20 protein-coding genes and 1 tRNA gene are annotated in these 20,943 nt (G+C 46.6%); 11 read left to right on the top strand and 10 right to left on the bottom strand.

The window, feature by feature from the left end:
* Window positions 1–26: 26 nt before the first annotated feature.
* The 3 genes from G8768_RS10230 to G8768_RS10220 all read right to left on the bottom strand — a co-directional run bounded on the left by G8768_RS10230 (window position 27) and on the right by G8768_RS10220 (window position 4,215).
* Window positions 27–1,904: a polysaccharide biosynthesis protein gene (locus G8768_RS10230; protein ID WP_167202759.1), complete on the bottom strand. Its 1,878-nt coding sequence runs from the start codon at window positions 1,902–1,904 to the stop codon at window positions 27–29.
* Between the two features lie 281 nt (window positions 1,905–2,185).
* Window positions 2,186–3,214 carry an MraY family glycosyltransferase gene (locus G8768_RS10225; protein WP_166844544.1) on the bottom strand — a complete coding sequence of 343 codons (1,029 nt, stop codon included), beginning with the start codon at window positions 3,212–3,214 and terminating at the stop codon, window positions 2,186–2,188.
* The gene (locus G8768_RS10220) at window positions 3,211–4,215 is read right to left on the bottom strand and encodes an NAD-dependent epimerase/dehydratase family protein (protein WP_166844546.1); all 1,005 of its coding nucleotides are present in this window, start codon (window positions 4,213–4,215) and stop codon (window positions 3,211–3,213) included. Before G8768_RS10220 ends, G8768_RS10225 begins: the two co-directional genes overlap by 4 nt.
* Window positions 4,216–4,470: 255 nt before the next feature.
* On the opposite strand from G8768_RS10220, the gene G8768_RS10215 reads away from it, so the two are divergent.
* Together G8768_RS10215 and G8768_RS10210 are read left to right on the top strand one after the other, a co-directional pair.
* Window positions 4,471–4,547, top strand: a tRNA-Val gene (locus G8768_RS10215).
* 423 nt (window positions 4,548–4,970) lie between these two features.
* Window positions 4,971–5,420, top strand: coding sequence for an energy transducer TonB (locus G8768_RS10210; protein WP_166844548.1), 450 nt, complete (start codon window positions 4,971–4,973; stop codon window positions 5,418–5,420).
* Window positions 5,421–5,705: 285 nt separating this feature from the next.
* Here the strand turns inward: G8768_RS10210 and G8768_RS10205 are convergent, their stop codons facing one another.
* Complete coding sequence (locus tag G8768_RS10205; RefSeq protein WP_166844550.1) at window positions 5,706–6,269, bottom strand: hypothetical protein; 564 nt, start codon at window positions 6,267–6,269, stop codon at window positions 5,706–5,708.
* 260 nt (window positions 6,270–6,529) lie between these two features.
* Between G8768_RS10205 and G8768_RS10200 the strand changes: the two genes are divergently transcribed.
* The 3 genes from G8768_RS10200 to G8768_RS10190 all read left to right on the top strand — a co-directional run bounded on the left by G8768_RS10200 (window position 6,530) and on the right by G8768_RS10190 (window position 8,427).
* On the top strand, window positions 6,530–6,913 hold the full coding sequence (locus G8768_RS10200) for an energy transducer TonB (protein ID WP_166844553.1): 384 nt from the start codon (window positions 6,530–6,532) through the stop codon (window positions 6,911–6,913).
* Between the two features lie 238 nt (window positions 6,914–7,151).
* Window positions 7,152–7,511, top strand: a complete 360-nt coding sequence (locus tag G8768_RS10195) for a hypothetical protein (protein WP_166844555.1) — start codon at window positions 7,152–7,154, stop codon at window positions 7,509–7,511.
* Window positions 7,512–8,007: 496 nt separating this feature from the next.
* Window positions 8,008–8,427, top strand: a complete 420-nt coding sequence (locus tag G8768_RS10190; protein WP_166844557.1) for a hypothetical protein — start codon at window positions 8,008–8,010, stop codon at window positions 8,425–8,427.
* Window positions 8,428–8,543: 116 nt separating this feature from the next.
* Here the strand turns inward: G8768_RS10190 and G8768_RS10185 are convergent, their stop codons facing one another.
* The 3 genes from G8768_RS10185 to G8768_RS10175 all read right to left on the bottom strand — a co-directional run bounded on the left by G8768_RS10185 (window position 8,544) and on the right by G8768_RS10175 (window position 10,303).
* Window positions 8,544–8,984: a hypothetical protein gene (locus G8768_RS10185; RefSeq protein ID WP_166844559.1), complete on the bottom strand. Its 441-nt coding sequence runs from the start codon at window positions 8,982–8,984 to the stop codon at window positions 8,544–8,546.
* Between the two features lie 11 nt (window positions 8,985–8,995).
* A complete protein-coding gene (locus G8768_RS10180; RefSeq protein WP_166844561.1) occupies window positions 8,996–9,493 on the bottom strand; it encodes a hypothetical protein in 498 nt (165 codons plus the stop codon).
* A 360-nt stretch (window positions 9,494–9,853) separates the two neighbouring features.
* The gene (locus G8768_RS10175; protein ID WP_166844563.1) at window positions 9,854–10,303 is read right to left on the bottom strand and encodes a hypothetical protein; all 450 of its coding nucleotides are present in this window, start codon (window positions 10,301–10,303) and stop codon (window positions 9,854–9,856) included.
* A gap of 372 nt (window positions 10,304–10,675) precedes the next feature.
* Here G8768_RS10175 and G8768_RS10170 point away from each other — a divergent pair, with 372 nt between their 5' ends.
* The 4 genes from G8768_RS10170 (at window position 10,676) to G8768_RS10155 (ending at window position 13,972) form a co-directional block, all read left to right on the top strand.
* The gene (locus G8768_RS10170) at window positions 10,676–11,464 is read left to right on the top strand and encodes a leucine-rich repeat domain-containing protein (protein ID WP_166844565.1); all 789 of its coding nucleotides are present in this window, start codon (window positions 10,676–10,678) and stop codon (window positions 11,462–11,464) included.
* A gap of 523 nt (window positions 11,465–11,987) precedes the next feature.
* Window positions 11,988–12,776, top strand: coding sequence for a leucine-rich repeat domain-containing protein (locus tag G8768_RS10165; RefSeq protein WP_166844567.1), 789 nt, complete (start codon window positions 11,988–11,990; stop codon window positions 12,774–12,776).
* 25 nt (window positions 12,777–12,801) lie between these two features.
* A complete protein-coding gene (locus tag G8768_RS10160) occupies window positions 12,802–13,623 on the top strand; it encodes a leucine-rich repeat domain-containing protein (RefSeq protein ID WP_166844569.1) in 822 nt (273 codons plus the stop codon).
* 25 nt (window positions 13,624–13,648) lie between these two features.
* The gene (locus G8768_RS10155; RefSeq protein ID WP_166844571.1) at window positions 13,649–13,972 is read left to right on the top strand and encodes a hypothetical protein; all 324 of its coding nucleotides are present in this window, start codon (window positions 13,649–13,651) and stop codon (window positions 13,970–13,972) included.
* A 99-nt stretch (window positions 13,973–14,071) separates the two neighbouring features.
* Here G8768_RS10155 and G8768_RS10150 read toward each other — a convergent pair whose 3' ends face one another.
* Both G8768_RS10150 and G8768_RS10145 read right to left on the bottom strand, forming a co-directional pair.
* The gene (locus G8768_RS10150; RefSeq protein WP_166844573.1) at window positions 14,072–14,545 is read right to left on the bottom strand and encodes a hypothetical protein; all 474 of its coding nucleotides are present in this window, start codon (window positions 14,543–14,545) and stop codon (window positions 14,072–14,074) included.
* Between the two features lie 428 nt (window positions 14,546–14,973).
* A complete protein-coding gene (locus G8768_RS10145; protein ID WP_166844575.1) occupies window positions 14,974–15,144 on the bottom strand; it encodes a hypothetical protein in 171 nt (56 codons plus the stop codon).
* 445 nt (window positions 15,145–15,589) lie between these two features.
* Here G8768_RS10145 and G8768_RS10140 point away from each other — a divergent pair, with 445 nt between their 5' ends.
* Together G8768_RS10140 and G8768_RS10135 are read left to right on the top strand one after the other, a co-directional pair.
* On the top strand, window positions 15,590–16,057 hold the full coding sequence (locus G8768_RS10140; RefSeq protein ID WP_166844891.1) for a (2Fe-2S)-binding protein: 468 nt from the start codon (window positions 15,590–15,592) through the stop codon (window positions 16,055–16,057).
* Window positions 16,054–18,327: a xanthine dehydrogenase family protein molybdopterin-binding subunit gene (locus tag G8768_RS10135; protein ID WP_166844577.1), complete on the top strand. Its 2,274-nt coding sequence runs from the start codon at window positions 16,054–16,056 to the stop codon at window positions 18,325–18,327. The genes G8768_RS10140 and G8768_RS10135 overlap by 4 nt, the downstream gene beginning before the upstream one ends.
* Window positions 18,328–18,424: 97 nt before the next feature.
* On the opposite strand, the gene G8768_RS10130 is transcribed toward G8768_RS10135, so the two are convergent.
* Window positions 18,425–20,818, bottom strand: a complete 2,394-nt coding sequence (locus G8768_RS10130; protein WP_166844579.1) for a TonB-dependent receptor — start codon at window positions 20,816–20,818, stop codon at window positions 18,425–18,427.
* Window positions 20,819–20,943 lie beyond the last annotated feature (125 nt).

Genomic DNA, 20,943 nt, shown 5'->3' with positions numbered 1-20,943 from the left:
AGAGCAATATCCCGGTGCGAGTAAAATTAAGAGCCCGCTTGTGCGGCGGGTAGGCTGTCTTCGCAAATCGCTTGGATAGTACGACGGAATTGCGGAGTTAACGGTTGCTGAGTTTGGAAGTGAATGGCAGACGCTTGCAGTAAGCTGGCAATGTCTTCATTGCTTTCACTGCCATCCAGTTCTTTCACGGTATTGATAAAGGCGTTCACTTCATCCCAGCTCATGGCTTCTTCACAACTGCGCATGATGCGTGGATGGCGAGTGCGTTCGCATTCTTCTTTGACGAGTAACTCTTCATAGAGTTTTTCACCCGCACGCAAACCAGTGTAGTGAATTTCGACATCACCATCGGGGTTGTGCTCGTCTTTCAGTTGCAGGCCGGAAAGCAGAATCATCTCCTTGGCCAGATCGGAAATTCTTACGGGCTCGCCCATATCCAACACAAAGACGTCGCCTCCGGAACCCATGGCGCCGGCTTGAATCACCAACTGTACGGCTTCACTGGTGACCATAAAGTAGCGAGTAATGTCTGGATGGGTCACGGTAATCGGACCGCCTGAGGCAATTTGCTCTTTAAAATGCGGAACCACAGAGCCGGAAGAGCCCAGTACATTACCAAAGCGTACCATGCAGAAACGCGTATGCTGTTGCTTGGCATCCATTGCTTGCAGAATTAACTCGGCAATACGTTTTGAGGCGCCCATGATGTTGGTTGGGCGCACAGCTTTGTCGGAAGAGATCAATACAAAACTGTCGACACGATATTCCACCGCGGCTTTGGCGGTGTACCATGTCGACAGTACATTGTTGCGCAGGCCTTCAGCTTTATTGTCTTCCAGCATGGGCACATGCTTATAGGCTGCCGCGTGATAAACCGTGTCAACGGCATTTTTTCGGAATACGCGGGCAATTAATTGTTCGTCAGCGGCGGAACCCAGAATGGTTTTAACCAGAAGAGGGTGTTCTTCGTCCAGCTTATATTCGCGCAGTTCCTCGTTGATGCGGTACAGATTGTATTCGTTCTGTTCGAGCATCAGCAGCGCTTTGGGCTGCAACTGGGCAATCTGCTGGCAAAGCTCCGAGCCGATCGAACCGCCGGCACCGGTAACCAAAACGGTTTTGCCTTTAATGTTGGCCGCCATCAACTTGTAGTCGGGCAGGCTCGGGTCGCGGCCCAGTAAATCTTCAATTTCGATATCTTTAATGTCGTTCAGGTTTGCGCGGCCGGACAGCAGCTCCGCCATATTGGGCACGGTCTGAATTTGAACCGGCATGGTTTCCAACATCTTCACCACTTCATGGCGCTTGGCACGAGGGGTGCGCCCGAGAGCCAGCAGAACCTTGTCGGTTTGGTAGCGTTCCATCAATTTGGGCAGTGAGGCGAAAGAGAAAATGTTCAAGCCGCGAACTGAACTGTTGTGCAGTTTTTTATTGTCATCAATAAAGGCTACGGGTTGATAATCCGGAGAAAGCTGCAAGGCTGCGGCTAACTGGCTACCGCTGACGCCGGCGCCATAAATAATGACTTTTTCGCCCTGCATCACATCACTGATTTGAACCAGGTTGCGAATGATCAGGCGAGGGAAGCCCACCAGCAACAGGGCAGCGAATACATAAATGACGGGTACCGAACGCGGCATAAAGCTGTCAGTGAAGAAGCTGCTGGCAATCAGCGCGACCGCGGAAATCACAATTCCGAGTACAACGGTATAAATGGCTTGATAGGTCATATATCGCAAAACAGCGCGATAGAGGCCCAAGCGTATAAAGGAAGCGACAGAAATGATTGTCGTCAGGGCGTAGGTATAGAGGTCGGCAGCGAGAGAGAAGTGATAGCTTTCACCCAGGCGAATCGCAAAAGCGATATACAAGGCGGTAGCAATAGCCAGCACATCGTAAAGCACAGAAACGCCCCGCTTAAGCGCGCGTGGAGTTTGTGCAAGTTGTGTCTGCAATAGATCCAATGATTTCTTCGCTGTATTGTCGCCCCAGGGGGCCCATTTTTTGTTGTGCTTTTACGGTCTAACTAAATCGCTCAATCCAGGCGTTTTAGGCTATTGGTTTTACCTAGCCAATACAGTCTGCTGTTGTTGGGTACCGAGAGTGCAGCCAATATGATAAAGCAAAATTCAAGCAACTGCCTATTCTAACGCCCCAGTCCAGTATGCGCCATAGCACCTTTGAGCTATAGCTCAGAATTATGACCGGCTTTGAATTTAAGACCAATGGTCAAAAATGGTAGGCAGGCAAGGGCGAAGATCGCAGCCGCCCATTCGGGTGCCTTCGTGGACAGCAAAGCCAGGGGCAATAGCCATAAAGTATTGAATAAAAGCATAGCACAGACGACAGAACTGTGACTTTGCCACTTGCGGCTGAGAATCTGATAACTATGACTGCGATGCCCTTCATTCCAGGCCTGGCCGGTCAACATGCGATAAAGCAGGGTCCAGCTGGCGTCCACAATAAAGGCGGCAAGAAGAATCAGCGAGGCCCAGAGATTAATCTGATATTGATGGGCGCAATAGCAGGCGCAGGCCACTAAGATTAAACCTAAAAAGCAGCTGCCAATATCCCCCATAAACAGCTTTGCTGGCGCCCAATTGATCCATAAAAAGCCCAGGGCAATAGCGCTGAGGCTCAGCAACTGAATATCGAGCGTTCCGCCTTGCAGGTAAATGATGGTCTGCAAGCCCAACAAGACGCTAATGGCTTCAGCGCCGGCAATCCCGTCGATGCCGTCCATAAAATTGTAGAGGTTGATCATCCAGGTAATGGCCAGAACGCTGAGCGGCGCCATCCAAAACGAGGCAATGGGAATCTGATAGCCCGCTAATGGCAGATAAATATCCTTGGGAAGCAGATACAGCAGCAGGCAAGCACAGGCCAGGTGAACAAAAAAGCGCAGGCGGCGGGACAGCGGCTTATGATCATCCACAAAGCTGAACAGGCCCAATAAGCCCGCCGGTAAATAAATAGCAAGCAGCCAGAGATTGGCGAGACGTTCCTGCTGCCAAAGCCAGAGGGCGGCCAAAATAGAAGCGGCGACAATCGCCAAACCACCACCCCGAGGCGTTGTTGTGCTGTGGGAGCTTCGCGCGCTGGGCACGTCCACGACGTTAGCCCGCAGAGCATAAAGACGCACGCCATGACTCATCAGCCAGCTCGACAGGCAAAGTACAGCTAGCAAAAGTCCATCACCAAGCGTGATCATCATGGCTTTTCACCCGTCTGTTTACTCGCCTGTTTGGCTAACTGGGAAGGTGCAAAACTGTGCTCCAACAGGCTTTGCTCTGGGGTAAAAGGTGCCACCCAGCCGAGGGCGATATTGCACGGTTGATTGTTCAACGCAAAATTACTGCTGAGCTTTAGCCACCGCGCCTCGAAACCGGGCAAGCGTCGTAGCATATTTAACAGCCAGTCGGGCAGGGTAAATAACTTCAGCGAACGCCCCTCTGCTTTGGCCAATAGGCTCAGGAACTGACTGCTGCTCAGCGCTTCGCTGTCGGCGGCAATGCAGGTGTTTTCCTCAGGTTGGGGGCAATCCACACAGTGTTCGATCAAATGGCAGAAATTAGCCAGTGAAATCATATTGCGCTGATTGCTCAAACCGCCGAGGGGCAATGGAAGTCCGGTTCGAATCAGCGACTGCAAGCGGGCAATATTCCCCTTGGCATGTCGGTCGTACACCAGCCCGGGGCGTAAAATAATCAACTCAAGATGATGTTGCGGGCAGAAACTTTGCAGCCATTGCTCAGTTTGCCACTTCGCCCGGGCATAAGGGTCTTCCGGTTGAGGGGCTGTTTTGGCGTCAAAAACCTTATCACCACTGCATTCCGCAAAAACCTTGGCGCTGCTTATATAGATGAAGCGCTTGGCCTTTCGGTTCGCGGCAGCCTGGGCAAGTGCCTGTGTGAGATCCAGATGGGCTGCTAGCTGCAGCTGTGCTTCTTCCTCTGGGCATGAGCTCCCCTGATGGGCTCGACCAGCCAGGTGAACAATGCAATCACCGACCTGAATATGGGTTTCGAGCTGATCGGTATGCCAAGTTTCCCCAGAACCCGAAATAACGGCGTATTGAACATGATCGAGAGGGTAATCCGGGAGCTGGCGGCAGAGGGTGCGTAGACCTTGTTCTTGCCATTTGGCCTTGCAAGACAGCTGCTGAATAAGCGCCTGGCCGACAAAACCACTGCTTCCGCTGATTACAATGGCCATCTCGCTTGCCGGACTCCTGTATTCTTCGCATGATTTTGCGGTGCATTGAATTGACAGTAGGGCGGCTGCGCGGGACGCATCTTAGGCTCCGTACTAGCTAAAGCCGCTAAGTACCTGCTGTAGCAGGGTATTTTACGCAAATGACTTGGGAAAGATACGACTTTTTTCACCCTTTGAGCCTTGCCAAGCCCCCATCTCGCTGGTAGAGTACGCGCCTCGATTGCCAAGGCGTCCTGCCACCGCAATCCTCTCAGTACGACCGTAGCTCAGCTGGTTAGAGCACCACCTTGACATGGTGGGGGTCGGTGGTTCGAGTCCACTCGGTCGTACCAATTTTCTTTGCTTATTGATGCACCTGCAAAATTCCCGAAATATGATTGTTGCGGTTTATGCAATAGGCATAAATCTTTGTGGAAAAACTGGCTCACTTGGCTGGTGTTATCTTTTCCAAATCATGGGTGTAACTGTCTTTGATTTCCCGCTCTTTGTGGTTTCCTAATTTCCTGTTTTAGCATCTTTCAGGCTTCGGTATTTGCACATACATTGACAAGAATGCATCGCCAAGTCTGTTAATATGCAGGAAAGCGTTAAGGGTAGGGGGCTAGGGGTTAATTGTAATTAATTCTCCATAAAGGCCGAACTATGTGCGGCCTTTATGCGTTTAAAGTTATGATGCCGTCTGGGCCAAAGGTATAGCGCCATGTGCTTTCCACGTTGTCATTGAGATTTTTTAGAAATTGAAAGGAGCTCGGATTTTGAGGAATCGATTTGGAGCCGCTTTATCGTTTCTCGTTGCTATGGTTTTTGTCGCTGAAGCTAGGGCTTGGGCGGTCACGGTGACCATCGAAACACACATGGAATACACCGAGGAAGAACGTGATGAAAAGTGGATGTATAAACAGTGCGAAAAAGTAGACGCTCAATGTACTCAAGAATACAACGGAGAACTTTTTATTCAGCCTAAATATCCTATGAAGTGGCTAAATAAAGGAATGCAAGCTGTTTGTGTGGCGAGCTTGTCTATTGATGTTGAAGGAAAAGTATCATCCATAAACGAAATTATATGTAAACCAAATATAGAAGATTTTAAGAACTCCATTGAGGAGGTAGTTTCAGAGTTCAAATTCGTACCTAGAGTCGTCGATGGAGTACCCGAGGCGGTCGGTAATGCATTGTTGAAGTTTAATTTTAAGATCGAGTTGTAGTCTTTCCAGATTCTTTATTAGGAAGGGGGGCGTCTTCTTCAAAGATTACATATGCAAAGTACGGAATGACAAAATACGAAACGACATGAAGAGTTAAAAATATCAATAGCTCTGTTTGTTTTTCAGCGAAATAAATAGGAGTATTTGTGCGATTAGTAACAATTAAGTAAATTACAAAGCTGACAAGGGGTTCGCCGATACTGGACTCTTTTTTCACCGCACGGCGGATGTTTAAGAGTAAAACTCCAAATTCAATCAAAAACAGTATAATTACAACATTAATCATTATCTTTGTGTTGAAATTTCCTTGGCAATTTTAGAGGAGCTGAAAGGCATAAGTAGCACCTGAATCGCTATACTTAATGAAAGCGCAGCGATTACCGAACAGATTCCGGTTATTATAAGATCAATAATAAATGAAAGTATTGAAAAGTCTCTGTTAAAGTGGGCGTGCCAAGCGTTGATAATGTCGATATTTTCGTTTATCAGGCTATTTATTCGCATAGCAGCGTAGAGAAAAATGACGCCAATTACCAGGACCTTGACGGAACGAATCAGTGGCAGCCATGGGTGGGCTTTTGTTTTTAGGTTTATTGCTACTAATCCGATTGTTATGAGTAGTGAAAGGCTGAAAATGCCGAGGATTAAAGCAATGCCCCCCAAGAAAGAAGCGTTCAAAAACCAAAGGGTTTTGGCAAAACCATAATATACATGCCCAAAAATTTCGATTTCTCGCGCTACAATAATGACAAATGCGCCACACCAACCGAAAGTTAGAATTATTGCAGCTGGTAGCATTTTCCAATTGTCACGAGCTTCCTTTCTTCTTGCTTCTTCTGCCGAATCCATTTTGAAGTTCTTTATACTTAAAGGCGTTTTTTATACAGTGTGATTTTTAATCCTAGCTTCCATTTGAGAAACAAGGTGCCGAGATAATAGCACTTTTCAAGGATGTGTTTGAAGCACCTTGTATCGCACTCGGGTGACTTGGAGCACGAGAAATGGAAGCAAGCAGAAGATGCAGCTTGATTTTCACCTGTCAGTTCTCGGAGTAGACTAATCGGTAAGCCTCCTTATAATCCTTTACAAGTTTTAGTTAGGAAATTGTGATGAAGTATATTTTTTTAGCATTTCTTGTATTTTGGTTGGCTGCATGTTCAGCCATACCTGAAAGAGACATCACAAAATTTAAGCAGGTCACACTAAGTGATATGGGGTTGAAAGCTAAGGATCTTGTTAAGATCGCCCCAAAGCCTCGGTATCCTAGAGGTGCGCTTAAGGCGGGTTTGGAGGGGCATTGCAAGGTGGTGTTTGACATCGATACGTCAGGCATGACGTATAATTTGAACATTGTTAGTTGTAGCCACCGAGTTTTTGAAGCCAGTTCCTTAATGTGTGTTAAAGATATGGTTTTCGAAAAGCCTGTTTTTGATGGAGAAAGTGTGATCGTAAAAAACGCTGAATGGAAGTTGAGCTATTCAATTGAAGGCTGATTTCAACCTCCCAATAGGTGGCCATTGTTGATAAAAATCTATCGGGGTTTTGGCAGAAAAGAAGCTGCGCCAAGCTGAGTCTGCTGCCTAACCTTGTACCAAGCTGCTGGAGAGCTTCACAATTGAGTAAATTGCCAAAGAAAACTGGGTAAAGAGTGCTGCTCTATCGAAGTTTTCTACAACCGGCAGCGACAACACAGCCATCTCGGTGATGGCAGTCCAAAGGAAATTAAAGTCTATGACTATAGAAGGTAAGGCAGCGATAGTTTTAGTTGCTTGTGTACTGGTGCTCGCGTTGTACGGGGAATCTACCCGGGATGGTAGTGGTGGGAATGTTCAAAAACCGATATCAAAGACAAGGACGGCCGTCATTATTAAAGCAGGCGGCAAGGCGAGAGAGGGAATGCTTGATGACCTTGAGTACTTTAACTCCAATAAAGTCGAGATCATTGGTCGAATTAATAGGGCAATAACAAGTGAACATATAGAAGAGCTTCGACGATTGGATCATCGCTTTGGATTCATCGAAGATACCCAGCTACAGGAGGCTCTTGTTAAATCTCGTGAGATTGTCGCAAAGTCTAGAGCAAAGGATTGATCGGTTATGGCGAATACGGTACCGGCAGACAACATTCAGAAAAACTTAGGGTATATAAAGAACTTCAGTCTCTCAACATCTCAACGGAAAGGTTAAGCGCGTTTTTCCGCTCAATGAAGATTTAGGCGACGGGGCGGCTGGGTAGCTTGCTTCGATATCAGGGTACCAGTGACCTTGCTGGAGTTGGGCCAAGTGGCTTTGTCGTCGTTATAGCCCAGTTCACTTCCTGAAACCTAATATCTCCCCGATTCATTCCTGGATCAAACCCGATATATATGAAAAGCAATCGATGGATAACCGTGGCTGCTCTGCAGTATCTGGTCTATTAATTTTTCGTTAATGTTTGTTGGTTATGGTTTCCGATTAGGTGGTGTAATCATCTCTCCGGCTGAATTCTGCGATTCAAAGAAGTGTGGCTTTACTCCGCCAGGCTATCAGTATCGATTTGAAAACACTGAAAAGTAATTGAAGCTTCATTCGCTTAGAAAGGTAATTCATGACGTATACGAACGCATTAAAGACTTTCATTTTAATTTTGTCCTGCTCGTTCCTTACAGCAGCTTGTTCTTCTTATATGGCCGCGAATCAGCCTGGTAAGCTTGATCTTGATCTCTTTCAATCTGGCACCCCTAAATCTTTGCTTATTGCCGAGTTTGGTCGGCCCGCTCAAGAACAGGTTGAGGAGGATGGCGTTAAGTATGATATTTATGTTTTTAATCAGGGCTATAGCACCGTAGAAAAAACAGGAAGGGCTTTGATACACGGGGTGGCGGACATTGCGACCTTGGGCTTGTGGGAGGTTGTGGGTACCCCCATAGAAACCGCTCGAAGTGGACAGAAGATGGCCGTCAAAGTCAGTTATGATGAGTCAAACCTTGTCGAGAAGGTTTTTTTCTTAAAGCGTAAATATGGGTAGTTTGACGTTCAGTCACGCACTACCTCAAGCATCGTAGAGAACACGCTTGGGAAGGTGTGGCGTTCTTTACGATAGAATTCCCGAATGAGCAGCGCATCGTGCTTATGAGCAAGGTGTTAAGCGGCCGTGTCGGAATGCCTGTAGCCGAAAAAGAAAAGCAATCCTGTGAGCAACCAAATAACACCTGCGGCGATACTAAAGGCACTTACCATGTCTGGAAACGCGATGGATAATGGCAGTGTTGCAACCCCTCGGATGATACAGATGAAGGATATAACATAGATAGCGAGCTTGAGAAAAGGCAGCTTTTTTAAGAGTTTGGCTGCTGATAGGGCGTAGCCCGCACAAAGAAGAAATATAAATGATACAAGCAAGGTACCAATGGGGGCGAGCCAGGTACCGTCAATGGCTGATTGGACTATTTCGGGGGGTGCCATTTGGGCTTTGTAACAAGCCGGCCCAAAGTAGATGCACGATATATGGGCCATGGCGGTAAAAATCGAGATCAATGCCCCCAGAATCAGGCTTGTAACACCTATATTCAATTTATTCTTCATGGCCTTCGTATTTAGCTTTTTCGAATCAAGTGAAGAGCGTCATATTTTTCACCAGATTTGCTTAGATACGATTCTTTTCTCAGCAATTTATTAAAAGTCTTATCTAATTCAAAGCCAAGAGAATGCTGATGCGAATTATCCATACTTGGCAGGTTGGTGGCGTCCAGAAAGTCAAAGGACAATAGCTGAGCCGTCGACGTTTTTGAAAGCTGAAGTCTTGGTTGATTTCCCTGAGGGCAGTAATGGGTGGCAAGTAGTGTGTCTCCATCAAGGTGATACATTGTCATAGAGTGCTTCTTGCTTCCTCGGCGCCAGGTTTCAACTAAAACGGTTTCGTTTGAAATAAGCTCAAAATCAATACGAAAATTGGATTCTTCCTTGCCCTCTACAGCCCATGTTCCGGCCAGAGATTTCATATTTCCAAATATCTCAGACGCTTTACTCTGTGCGTTCGCTTCGTCGGCTATCAAAAACATGATCGCCAAAACCAGTGATATAACAATTCTCATACATGATCCTCCATAATTTTGGGTTTGTAATTCGGCTGAGGGCCAACGATGACATATTCTGCCGGCCAAGTCTTCAATATTATTCTCATAAAGTGGCAGAAGTGAACGTGTCTTCCAATATGATCCGGATATTGGCAATTCTGGATAGATTAAGCGTCTACGATACCAATACCGCAGAGACGATCGGTGTTTTGTGCGCAGGGTGCCAAAACTAATAAAAGGGGAGGGTCGTCAATTGTTGGCATCCATTTCCATTCTTTTACCTGCTTCCGAGATCATTTCATCAAAGTGATGAGCGTATGGTGTGGGAGATACAAAGGAGATTATGTAAGGTTTTCCGTTTTTGAGTGTTAGTAAATATCAAAGATAAGCTTCCCCTCTCTTTGAGGTGTGTGATAAATCTATATCCATTCGCAGCATGCCTTTATAGGGTAGAATTTTCTTGGGAAGAAGCTTCTTCCCACCTGGGTTTATGCTTGCAGCGATATTGCTGTAAATGTCCTCAAGGTATGGTGCGAATGCTTCCCCATTGCAATCAATGCCCTTATCCCCGCATATGATTCTGACTACAGCGAGGATTTCCTGATCTCGCTCAATTAGCGCTAAGAGCTTTTCACCCTCTATTAGAGGATAAGCATTTGCGAGCGTTCGATAGAACTCTACTCTATGAGGATCAGTATCGGAGGATGCTAAATAAGCAAGCACATCGACAAACGGTTTTTTGTTGGGGGCTGCGTTGCTTGCTTGTCCGATAGCCAGAACAAGCACAGCACAGATAAATTTAGAGATGTGATCCTTTACAATTTTCATGAAACTTCCCTTTTCACAACCTTCGGGTTCAATTAACGCATAATTCAATGTCGGCAGGGAGATTATGCTTATTTGATTTATTGTTCAACATCTTTTCAAGCTGAATGTGTCTATCTCTCAATGGTATTAGCTCCTCTATATTTTCATATTTTCTTACTACATGAAAATCCGCATTTCCACGTAAACTATTGCCTTATATTCAACACCGTAATGAGGCTTGATCTTCAATGGTTAGGGGCGCTGTTTGGGCTCGACTGTAGTTTGGTTTGAAAGAGGCCCGTTTACCGGAGCAGTAAGGCCGGAATGGTTAGCTGCGTGTGAATTTGTCCCTAAGTTTCCGGACGATTATTAAAAAATGTAGAAGGAGAGGAAGTGAATAATTCTCTAGAGACCTTTAGGGGCTTGTGTGAAGTAGGGTTGGGGGCGGACCATGATCAATGGTATGACTTGGATGGGAAGGCCTTCACTGCTTTTGATGGTTTGGAAAATAGTTCTCTGTCAGGAGTTGAAAGATTCAATCTTCGTCAAGAGGTCGCTGGAATGAGAAATTGGCGAGATAGGTTGAAGTTTTTTGAAAAACTCTTATATCTCGGAATCGAGGGTTCAGTGAATCAGGAATTTTTTGATAAGGTTTGTCTGGTTGCCAGTTTGAAGCGATTATCAATTATTCGATCCAGAATTAAGTCGATTGAGAGTATCGAGGCCCTATCAAACTTGACGCACTTTAATTTTATGGGATCACCGGGACTTGAAAGCTTTAAACCCTTGAAAGGGTTACCTGGTTTATCAGTCCTATCTTTGTGTGGAGATTATAGGGAAATAGATTGTCTTGATGATTTGGGTGAGCTGCCTAATATTGAATCTCTGACCTTAAGTGGGTTAGAGACTAAAACAAAGACATATGAATCTCTATCTTCGATTGTTGCTATGAAAAGTCTAAGAGCACTAATGCTTTATAATGTTCGATTTGAAGAACAAGGGTTAGATCCTCTGGCTAAAATTCAAACTTTAGAGTACGTATATTTATCTCCGGCTTGTGTGAGGTTTTGGAAGAAGCAAGATTACCAATTCTTGCTCGAAAGCCTACCGAACTTGAAAAATGATTGGATCAAACTTGCCGCATTTGATGCTGGTTTTCAGAGAGAATATAAAATCACTTAAGATTTTGTACTTTTCAGAACACAGCTTAAGCGCTGTTTTCATGTTATCAAGACGTGGATCTAAGCAGTTTGGCTACTGTTTTGTTAGGTGAAACTCAAAGCGGTCTCTTTAGCAAACAAGTTGAAATGGCCGTACTCAGTGGTGGCTTGGTAATATTGGCGGAAAATATGAATACAATTTCAGCGCTGCGAATCGAGTCTTTACCAAGTACCTTCAGAGCTGCTGAATGAGTATCACCTGGATGGATTGAATTTGATTCGAGGGCCGATGTGACCCGTTGAGTATGGGGCTGATTTTTGTCCCATTGTCAAATGGATGCCCTGCGCTTCATGTCATCGCTGGCTCGGCCCGGAGTATCGTGAGCTGAGTTTTTGCTCTACGGGTGTGTGCCAGCGATAGGCCGAAATTGAGTGTTGGACGGGTTTTATGGGGGTAAGCCTTGTTAGACCAGAATATGTTACGGCATGCGAAATTGTGCCTAGGTTCCCGGACGACTATTAAATGACTATAGAAAGGAAGTGGTGTGGATATTTTTTCGCGTAACATCGATAGTCTTTGTGATGCAGGTTTGGGGGCAAGTCATGATGAATGGTGTGATTTGGATGGGAGGGTTTTATCCGTTTCCGACAACCTGATGAATGAAGAGCTGAAACATGTTAAGAGGTTTCTCCTTCGCCAGGAGTCTGCAGGAATGAAACAATGGAGAGATAAACTTGGTCTTTTTGAACGATTAGTGTATTTCGCTATTGAAGGGTCAGTTAATCAAAATTTCTTTGAAAGTGTTTGCCAACTAAGTCAGTTAAAAAGGCTTTCGATTGTTCGCTCTAGAGTTAAGTCAATTGAAAAGATACAGCATTTATCAAATTTGACTCATTTTAACCTCATGGGATCACCTGGACTTGAAAGCTTCGGTCCCCTAAGAAATTTAAGTGGTTTATCAGCGCTTTCTTTGTGTGGTGATTTTAAAGTGATAAATTCATTGGATTGTTTGGCTGAATTGCCATTTCTTAAATCTTTGACTCTGAGTGGGATTGAGACCAAAGCAAAGAAATATCAGTCATTATCTCCGATCATGTCTATGTGTAATCTCAAGGCGATAATGCTCTTTAATGTCCATTTCCTTAGCCAAGGTTTGACTCCATTGGCCAAGCTTAAGAAGCTCGAATATATTGTTATCCCCAGATCTTGCTTGAAATTTTGGGGAAGGGGAGATTATCGGCTTCTGTATGAAAGCCTTCCCAATCTTAAAACTGAATGGGTAGAACTTGCCGCTTTCAATACTGAGTTTCAACGAGAATATAAAATCACTTAAGACCTTATGTGAATAAGGCCAATATATGAAGGGTGATAATACTGAAAAGGAAGTGAGCATGGATAATGTCGCTAGGGACTTGGATAGGCTATTCATGGCTGGTTTGGGGCCAGATCATATCCAGTGGTTAGACCTGGATGATAAAGAGTTTACTGCAAACGATGGTTTGTTGGATGAAGAACTGAAAAGTGTTAATAGGTTTCATCTTAGGCAAGAGTCGGCCGGAATGAGCGAATGGCGTAATAAGTTACATCTTTTTGAAAAACTTTCCTATTTGGGAGTTGATGGGTCAGTAAATCAGGTCTTTTTTAATGAGATTTGTCAGATAAAGAGTCTGAAACGATTATCCATTCTTCGATCTCGAATCAGTTCCATCAAAGATATTAGCAATTTGTCAAACCTGACACACTTTAATCTAGCGGGGGCACCAGGGGTTGAAGGCTTCGAAGCATTAAGGGCATTAGATCATTTGTCGGTTCTATCGCTGAGCGGGAACTTTAGAGAAATGAACTCATTAGATCATGTAGGTGAATTATCAGGTGTTGAGTCATTAACCCTTGATGGAACTGAAACAAGAACAAAGGAGTATGACACTCTTTTGCCAATAGCATCCATGACAAATCTTAAGGTAATTATGCTCTACAATGTGAAGAGTAAGGATTTGGGATTGTCACCCTTGGCAGATATCCAGAGTCTTGAGTATATCCATATTCCCCCGATTTATCTGAGATTCTGGAAGAAAAAAGACTATCAGTTATTGTATGAAAGCCTTCCCAATCTTAGAACTGAATGGGTCAAACTTGCGGCCTTCGATACGAATTTTCAACGAGAATATAAAATTACTTAAGGCCCTTTATGGGCAAGGGTAATTTATGATGGGTGATAACATGAGAAAACGGATGTTTATGGTAACTGCAGTCTTATCCTTTGATGTGACTGCAATTTCCCTGCTGGACAGTAGGGCTGAGATTTCCGCTGACCAAATTTCTGCAATTGATGAGTTGTACACTTGCTTGCGCAAAGAGGCGGATGCGCATAAGAAGCCTATGTTGTTAGACTTGGAAAAAACCTGCATGGTTGAATGGGATGGGGCTAATGTGGTCTTGCCGGGCTACAAGAGTGAGCTTCTCAAGTTTTCCAAACGTTTATTACTAAACGAAGTATTGAGTTATCGTAAAAGCCAGTTGTCTCAATAGTATTTTTGATTCTGGCTCGGTAGAGTTTTAAGGTCATTCATTCTTTCTGTTTTTGAAATACTGATCTTTAGGGCAGTTTCTCGCTTTTGGAATAAAAATTTAAAGCGATCTTTTGAGCCCCCAGGCAGCAATGGCGGTGCTCAGTAATGGGCTGGTAGACAAGGCGAGGATTACGGCAAGTATTGAGTGTTCTCCTAGCGGGATTCCTTCTCCAAGTATTGCCTGGCGAGCAGCCAGGTAGTATTGGCAGAAGAATATCAACATAATCCCGGCACCACGTATCCAATCTTTACTCAACTCAATTTTTCCCAGTGTGGCTGATACGTGAACTCTTTTTCGGGATCGAAAATAGACGAGCAGACAGCTGATGAAAAGTAGGGTGCATAGATAGAGCAGGCTCAATATCTGGTCGACTTGAGCCAGTCTGGCGGTTGAAGTGATTAGAAACAGCAGGGGAAGAATGGCAAGTTGAATCATGTTGACGGTTCTGCCCTGGCTTTGCCATATGGAAAAGGCCAGCAGTACTGCAAACAAAGGATATACCCAGAGAGGTGTTCCTGCGATTACGTTCATTCTTTTAGTCCTCATGTTACCGTTTATACAGCTTAGGGCTCATGCGGATGACTGATGAGTGCTAAAAGTCATATTTTGCTCGGAAGACGACAACGATTGCATCGCAGGAACGGTTTTAGCGACATTACCATTTCTATTCTTTCTTCCTTATTCGGGAGCATCTGGCGGCAGTTCAGCTTGAGCAGTGGATCTTAGGCTGGCCTTATCTGTGCCTAGGCATGACGATAGTGTTGATTGTGATGTATTGCCAAAAGCCACACATGATCGAGCCTGGGTTCTCGCTGGGGGAGTGATTTGTTAATGTCTAAAGAAAGGATCAGAGCCGCCTGGTTCTAGCGGCTCCTATTTATTTTTATCATAACGACGGGCATAAACCGGAGAGGCCGGTTTGGCGGTGAAGCGACTTCTCTATGATTGTCCGGGCGAGCTTAGCGCACGGTCACAATGCATTTTCCTGCTTCCACATCGTGGGTCACTCGCGTGACATAATAATGAACATCTTCCATGACTAAGCTCTCTCCCCTTGATGGAACCGTTGGCATCATGACGTCTCGCAGCGCCAAACCAGAGAGTTCCACCTCAATGGTGATAGGTATCATAGTCTTTCCTACATAAAGCTTTCTAACGCGTCTCGCCTGGTTGGGCGCCAGAAGAAGGTGCTTGAGCCAAGTTTGACAAGGCGCGCATTCTACAAGAAAAAACTGTCTAAAAACCAAACAATTTACACTAAATGCGGGGTTCGACGACAAAAATATTGATTTTGATGATCATGCCCAATTTGGGGGCGCTTTATTGTCATATACCTCTGTTAAGTGCTCGTTTTAACCCGCATTTGGCTCGTTTTATCATGGCCCAATTGGCAGGGGTGTTTTGCTAGAATAACGTCGATATACTTGATGCCACCTAATTCTGAGTCAATCCTGACCTCAAGGTTGCAGCATCAGCCCCTAAGTGCCGAATTCCGTGAAAATGGCCAAGTGGCTGAATAAGATGCAGCATACAATTACAGAAATAAATAACCCTAACTACGTGACCGATAGCCTGATGATTAAGTTTACTTTGAACCAACAAGCACAAGCTGTGGAGGCCGAGGCGGATATGCCTTTGTTGTGGGCTCTGCGAGACATTCTACACATGACGGGTACCAAATATGGCTGCGGTAAAGGCCTTTGTGGTGCCTGTACTGTTCACCTGGACGGAGCACCCATTCGTTCCTGTCTGACGCCGTTGTCGGTGGTCGCGGGCAAGTCCATAACCACCATCGAAGGGCTGTCCGAAGACGGCAGCCACCCGGTACAGGAGGCCTGGAAAGACATTAATGTGCCCCAATGTGGCTACTGCCAGCCGGGCCAAATGATGAGTGCGGCGGCTTTATTGGCCTACAACGCCATGCCGAGTGACGAGGACATCGATGGCGCTATGAGTGGCAACATTTGTCGTTGCGGTACCTATCCGCGTATTAAGGAGGCGATTAAGAAAGCCGCCAAAGCCGGACAGGAGAAAACAGCATGAGCAAACATTCTATTCAGGAAATCAGCCAGCTGAACCGACGTCAGTTCCTGCAGGCTACAGGCATTGCCGGTTCTGGTTTATTACTGGGTGCTCCTCTGGCTCAGGCGGCTCCCAAAGCGGTGCCGATGGATCTTATCAGTGGCGCCGACAGCAGTGCCGAAGACTTTTTGCGTTTGAATTTGTTTGTTGAGCTGGCGCTGGATGGCACCGTCAGAATTGTCTGTCACCGCTCGGAAATGGGGCAGGGTATTCGCACCGGTTTGCCACAGGTTCTGGCCGATGAAATGGGCGCTGACTGGAATAAGGTGCAGGTGATTCAGGGGCAGGCGAATAAAGAATACGGTTCGCAAAATACCGATGGTTCTCGTAGCGTACGCAACTTTTATCTGCCCATGAGAAAAATGGGCGCTGCGGCGCGGGAAATGTTACGCCAGGCTGCCGCAAAAAAATGGGGCGTCAGCGTTGATCGTATTTCTGTCGACAAACATCAACTTAGCGATGGCAAGCGATCTGCCAGCTTTGCGGAGTTGGCCAGTCTGGCCGCTCAGGAAGCGTTGCCAAACCTCGACAAATTGAAGCTCAAGGCAAAAAAAGATTTTAACTATATCGGCAAGCCGGTTTCGGGTGTTGATATGCCCGAATTTATTCAGGGTAAGGCCACTTTTGGTGTGGATGTTCAATTGCCGGATATGGTGCACGCCAGTATTGAACGCAGCCCGGTTATGGGTGGCAAGTTGATTTCGGTAGATGATAAAGAGGCACTTGCCGTTGCTGGTGTGTTAGCCGTCGAGAAAATTCAGGGCAAGCCGCTACCTGCGGCGTTTAATGCGCTTGAGGGCGTTGCGGTGATCGCAAGCAATACCTGGGCTGCTCAACAAGGACGCAAGAAACTGAAATTGCAGTGGGATTTAGGAGCAAACAAAACCCACGGTTCAAAAGAATACGACCAAATATTGGCTGCCAGTCACGAGAAAGATGAGGGCAGTTTGCATCTTTATGAACAAGGTGACGTAAAGGCTGCGTTTGCAAAAGCAGCCCATCTTGTTGAAGGCAATTACCACGTTCCGTATTTGGCCCATGCGTCTATGGAGCCGCCTGCGGCAAGTGCAATTTATAAAGACGGACGTTGCGAGGTTTGGGCGTGTACCCAAACCCCACAGTCTGCTCAGCGTCAGGTTGCCGCGAGTTTGGGCATTAACCCCGAACAGGTAACCGTTCATGTGACTTACCTTGGTGGCGGTTTTGGTCGTAAATCCAAACCGGATTTTGTGGCGGAGGCGGCTTTGTTAGCGAAGCAGCTCGGCAAGCCGGTTAAAGTCACCTGGAGTCGTGAAGACGATATCCGTCATGATTATTTACACGCGGTTTGTGATACCCAATTGAAAGCGTCTGTTGATAAAGGCGGAAACATTACGGCCTGGCAGGGCAGTGCCGCCTTCCCGTCCATCGGTTCTACTTTTGGTCCTGCGGACAGTATGGCGGGATGGGAGCTGGATCAGGGCTTCCATGATTTTCCATTTGATGTGCCCAATGTCGCCTTGAAGCGTCGTAAGATCAACGCGCATATGCGAATTGGCTGGCTGCGTTCGGTAATTAATATTCCCATGGCATTTGCAAACGGCAGTTTGATGGGTGAGTTGGCAGCGGCCGCAAATATGGACGCTAAAGAGTTCTGGCTGAAATCGCTTGGGCCCGATCGCAATATCAAGCCGCGCGTAGACAGCTACAGTAACTATGGCAACAAGATTGAGCAGTACCCCTATGAAACCGCTCGTGCAAAAGCGGTGATTGAAAGGGTATGTAAAAACGCGAAATGGGATGCCCCCCGGGAAAAAGGTGTTGGATTTGGCTTGGCCTACCATTATAGCTTTTTAGCCCATGTCGCGGTGGTGGCCAAAGTGGCTTGGGATGGCAACACACCCAAACTGCTGGCCTTATACAGCGTGATTGATGCCGGTCAGGTCGTGAATCCGGATCGAGTGAAATCCCAAATGGAAGGCGCAATGATCTTCGGTACCAGCATTGCGATGTACAGTGAGATCACCACACTGAATGGCCAGGTCGAGCAGGGTAACTTCGACGGTTATCGTTTGACAAGGATGAACGAAAGCCCGGATATTCACACCGAGATTGTTGAAGCGGACGATGCGCCGCGTGGTGTGGGTGAGCCGGGTGTGCCTCCGGTGGCTCCGGCGATTGTTAATGCGTTGGCGAATGCGGGTGGTCCAAGAATCCGCAAGCTGCCGATTGCTAATCACTTAACGGTCTAAATATCGCAAAAAAAGACCACCGCTGTTTAGAGCGGTGGTCAACGCACAATTGGATAGTCGTATTTAAGCTGTGTTTGTTGATCGGAATCTCAGCCGATCAGAATCGGTAAATGGCTTCGAGTGCCACCGTTCTCGGGCGTAAAGTTTCGGTAGACACACCGCCCGCAGGAACCCGTCCAAAACCTTTACTCAGGGAAATATCCGCACCGTAGCTTTGGATTCGTTTGTCTGTCAGGTTTTTTCCACTGATGGCCAACTGCCAATTGTCATCATCCGGGCTCAGGCTGATTCGAGCGTTATACAAAGTTGCTCCACCTTGTTCCTGGCGGGCATCCAGATTTCCAGAGGTGTAGTAGTTGTCTTTAAACTGCGCATCCACAATAAAGTTCAAGCCCAACTGATCATTGATAGCGTAGAAGTAATCCATTGACAGATTCCAGGTCCATTCCGGGGTTTGATTGTTTTCCAATCCGCTGAAATCGCAGTTTACGCCACTGCTGCTCGGTGTTTGGTTGCCAACGCCCGGGCAGGGCGCTTCATCAAACTCTTTCCATTCAAAATCCAGATAGGCCATGCTTGAGCTGAACATCAGGTTCTCGTGAGCACGCCAGCGTCCATCCAATTCGACACCTTGTACGGTCGCCTGGCCGGCATTCAGTACATTAAACCCAAAGGTGCCATCGAAGATACTGGCCTGTAGCTGGTCGTACTCGGTATAGAAAATGGCGGCATTGATTTCCGCTGCCCCATCCAGCAAGCTGCTTTTGGCGCCTATTTCAAAGGTGTCGGCTTCTTCTTCGTCAAATTCAAAGTTATCGCCACCTAAAGAAATTGGTGAATAATTAAATGGATTGTTCGTGCTGGTTGCGCCATTAATTCCGCGAGCATCAAAACCCCCCGATTTATAACCTGAGCTGTAGCTGGCGTATATCATGGTGTCATCGCTGATATCATATTGGATATTAATGGATGGACTTAAGACGCTTTCGTCTCGGCTTTTTTCAAGCGTGTGATCGACGATGCGGAAACCGGCAGAAAGACCTCTGGCTAAAGCAGCCAGGGCAGGCGTTTGAAAAACGGGTGTGCCAGCTGGGATGAGCCCGCCACCAAGAGGGTCCAGCGTTCGCGTGGTTTGCTGACGACGTCCTTCTTTATCCTCATCGCCATAACGCAGTCCCAGGCTCACTCGTAATTCCTCACTGATGTTCCAGGTGAGTTGAGCGAAGAGAGCCCATAAATCACTTTTTTGCGTAAATGGGCGATCGAGTTTCAGGTTGGTGCCCAGGCCCAGATTGGGTGCAAAGTCATTCACATAAATCGAGGCTTCTTCGAGATAGTGTTGCTCCGAACTTTGATAATAAGCACCGACGATGTAATCTACGGTGTCACCACCGGGCGACACGAGGCGAATTTCCTGGCTGAATTGCTCGTACTCTTCGCGCATGTCCAGGGAGTTAAGTCGGAACTCTGTGGTATCGCCATCATAATCCAGTTCCGAATAATCATAATCAGAATAGGCCGTAATGCTGGTCCAGGTTCCAAGGTCGCTTTCATAATCGACCTTAAGCACATAATTATTGCTTTCAAAATCCAGCACACTGGCGCCGTCACCCCAAAGGGTGTCATCAATACGGTTGTCGTCATTTAATGCTGGAATAAACGGATTGACGGCGTAAAACCCGGGTGTGATGACTTGGCGGGCACGACCGTTTCTATCCATTTTGGAATGTTCAATTTTCAATGAAGCCGTCAGGTTGTCACTGGCATCCCATTCCAGAGTGCCACGCACGGCTGCTTCTTCCAGTTGTGGCTGGTCTTGACCGGTAAGGCCGTTTTGCATCCAGCCATCATCGTCACGGGTGCGAAAAGCCAGTCGACCTCTGAGCGAATCACTTAGCGGGCCGCTGATTGCACCGTTGACTTCGAGGTCTGAAAATTCAGGGGCATATTTCGCGCCGATATAACCTTCCAGTTCATCGGTGGGTTTGGCGCTGATCAAGCTGATCGCACCTGCGATGGAATTTTTGCCGAACAAAATACTTTGCGGGCCGCGTAAGACTTCCACGCGCTCGATGTCCATAAAGGCGGAACGAGATTGCAGGCTCCGGCCGTAAAAAACACCGTCAGAATAGGTGGCCACAGATTGCTCAAAACCCTGGTTGCCGCCTGAGCCAATGCCGCGTACAAAAAGTTGGGGCACCAGGCCGCCTTCAACCACTTTGAGGTTGGGTACATAACTGGATAAGTCCTGCAGGTTTTCGATGCCGGCGCTTTCAAGTTTGTCGCCGCTTACGGCGTTCACGGAAATAGGCACATCTTGCAGGCTCTGACTGCGCTTTTGGGCCGTTACGATAACTTCTTCAAGGGCGAGTTCCTGAGCATGGTTTTGTCCTGTTGAGACAATGGCGGCAATGCTCAGGGCCAGTAGGCTACTTTTCCGAAGGCGTGTGTTTGTCGGTGTGTATTTAAAAGGGGGGTAATTTTTTGGCATGTTTCTCCACCAGCTATGGCTTATTATTACGTTATCGATAAAATGTAAGCCTTTGAGCGAGGGGCTTCTGGTCAATCAGCGACAGAAATCAGTCCCCAAGCGCCTCAAGCAGGAATCTTTAGCAG

Source organism: Pseudoteredinibacter isoporae (assembly GCF_011602085.1).
Classification (GTDB): Bacteria; Pseudomonadota; Gammaproteobacteria; order Pseudomonadales; family Cellvibrionaceae; genus Pseudoteredinibacter; species Pseudoteredinibacter isoporae.
This window is presented reverse-complemented; position numbering and strand designations above follow the sequence as displayed.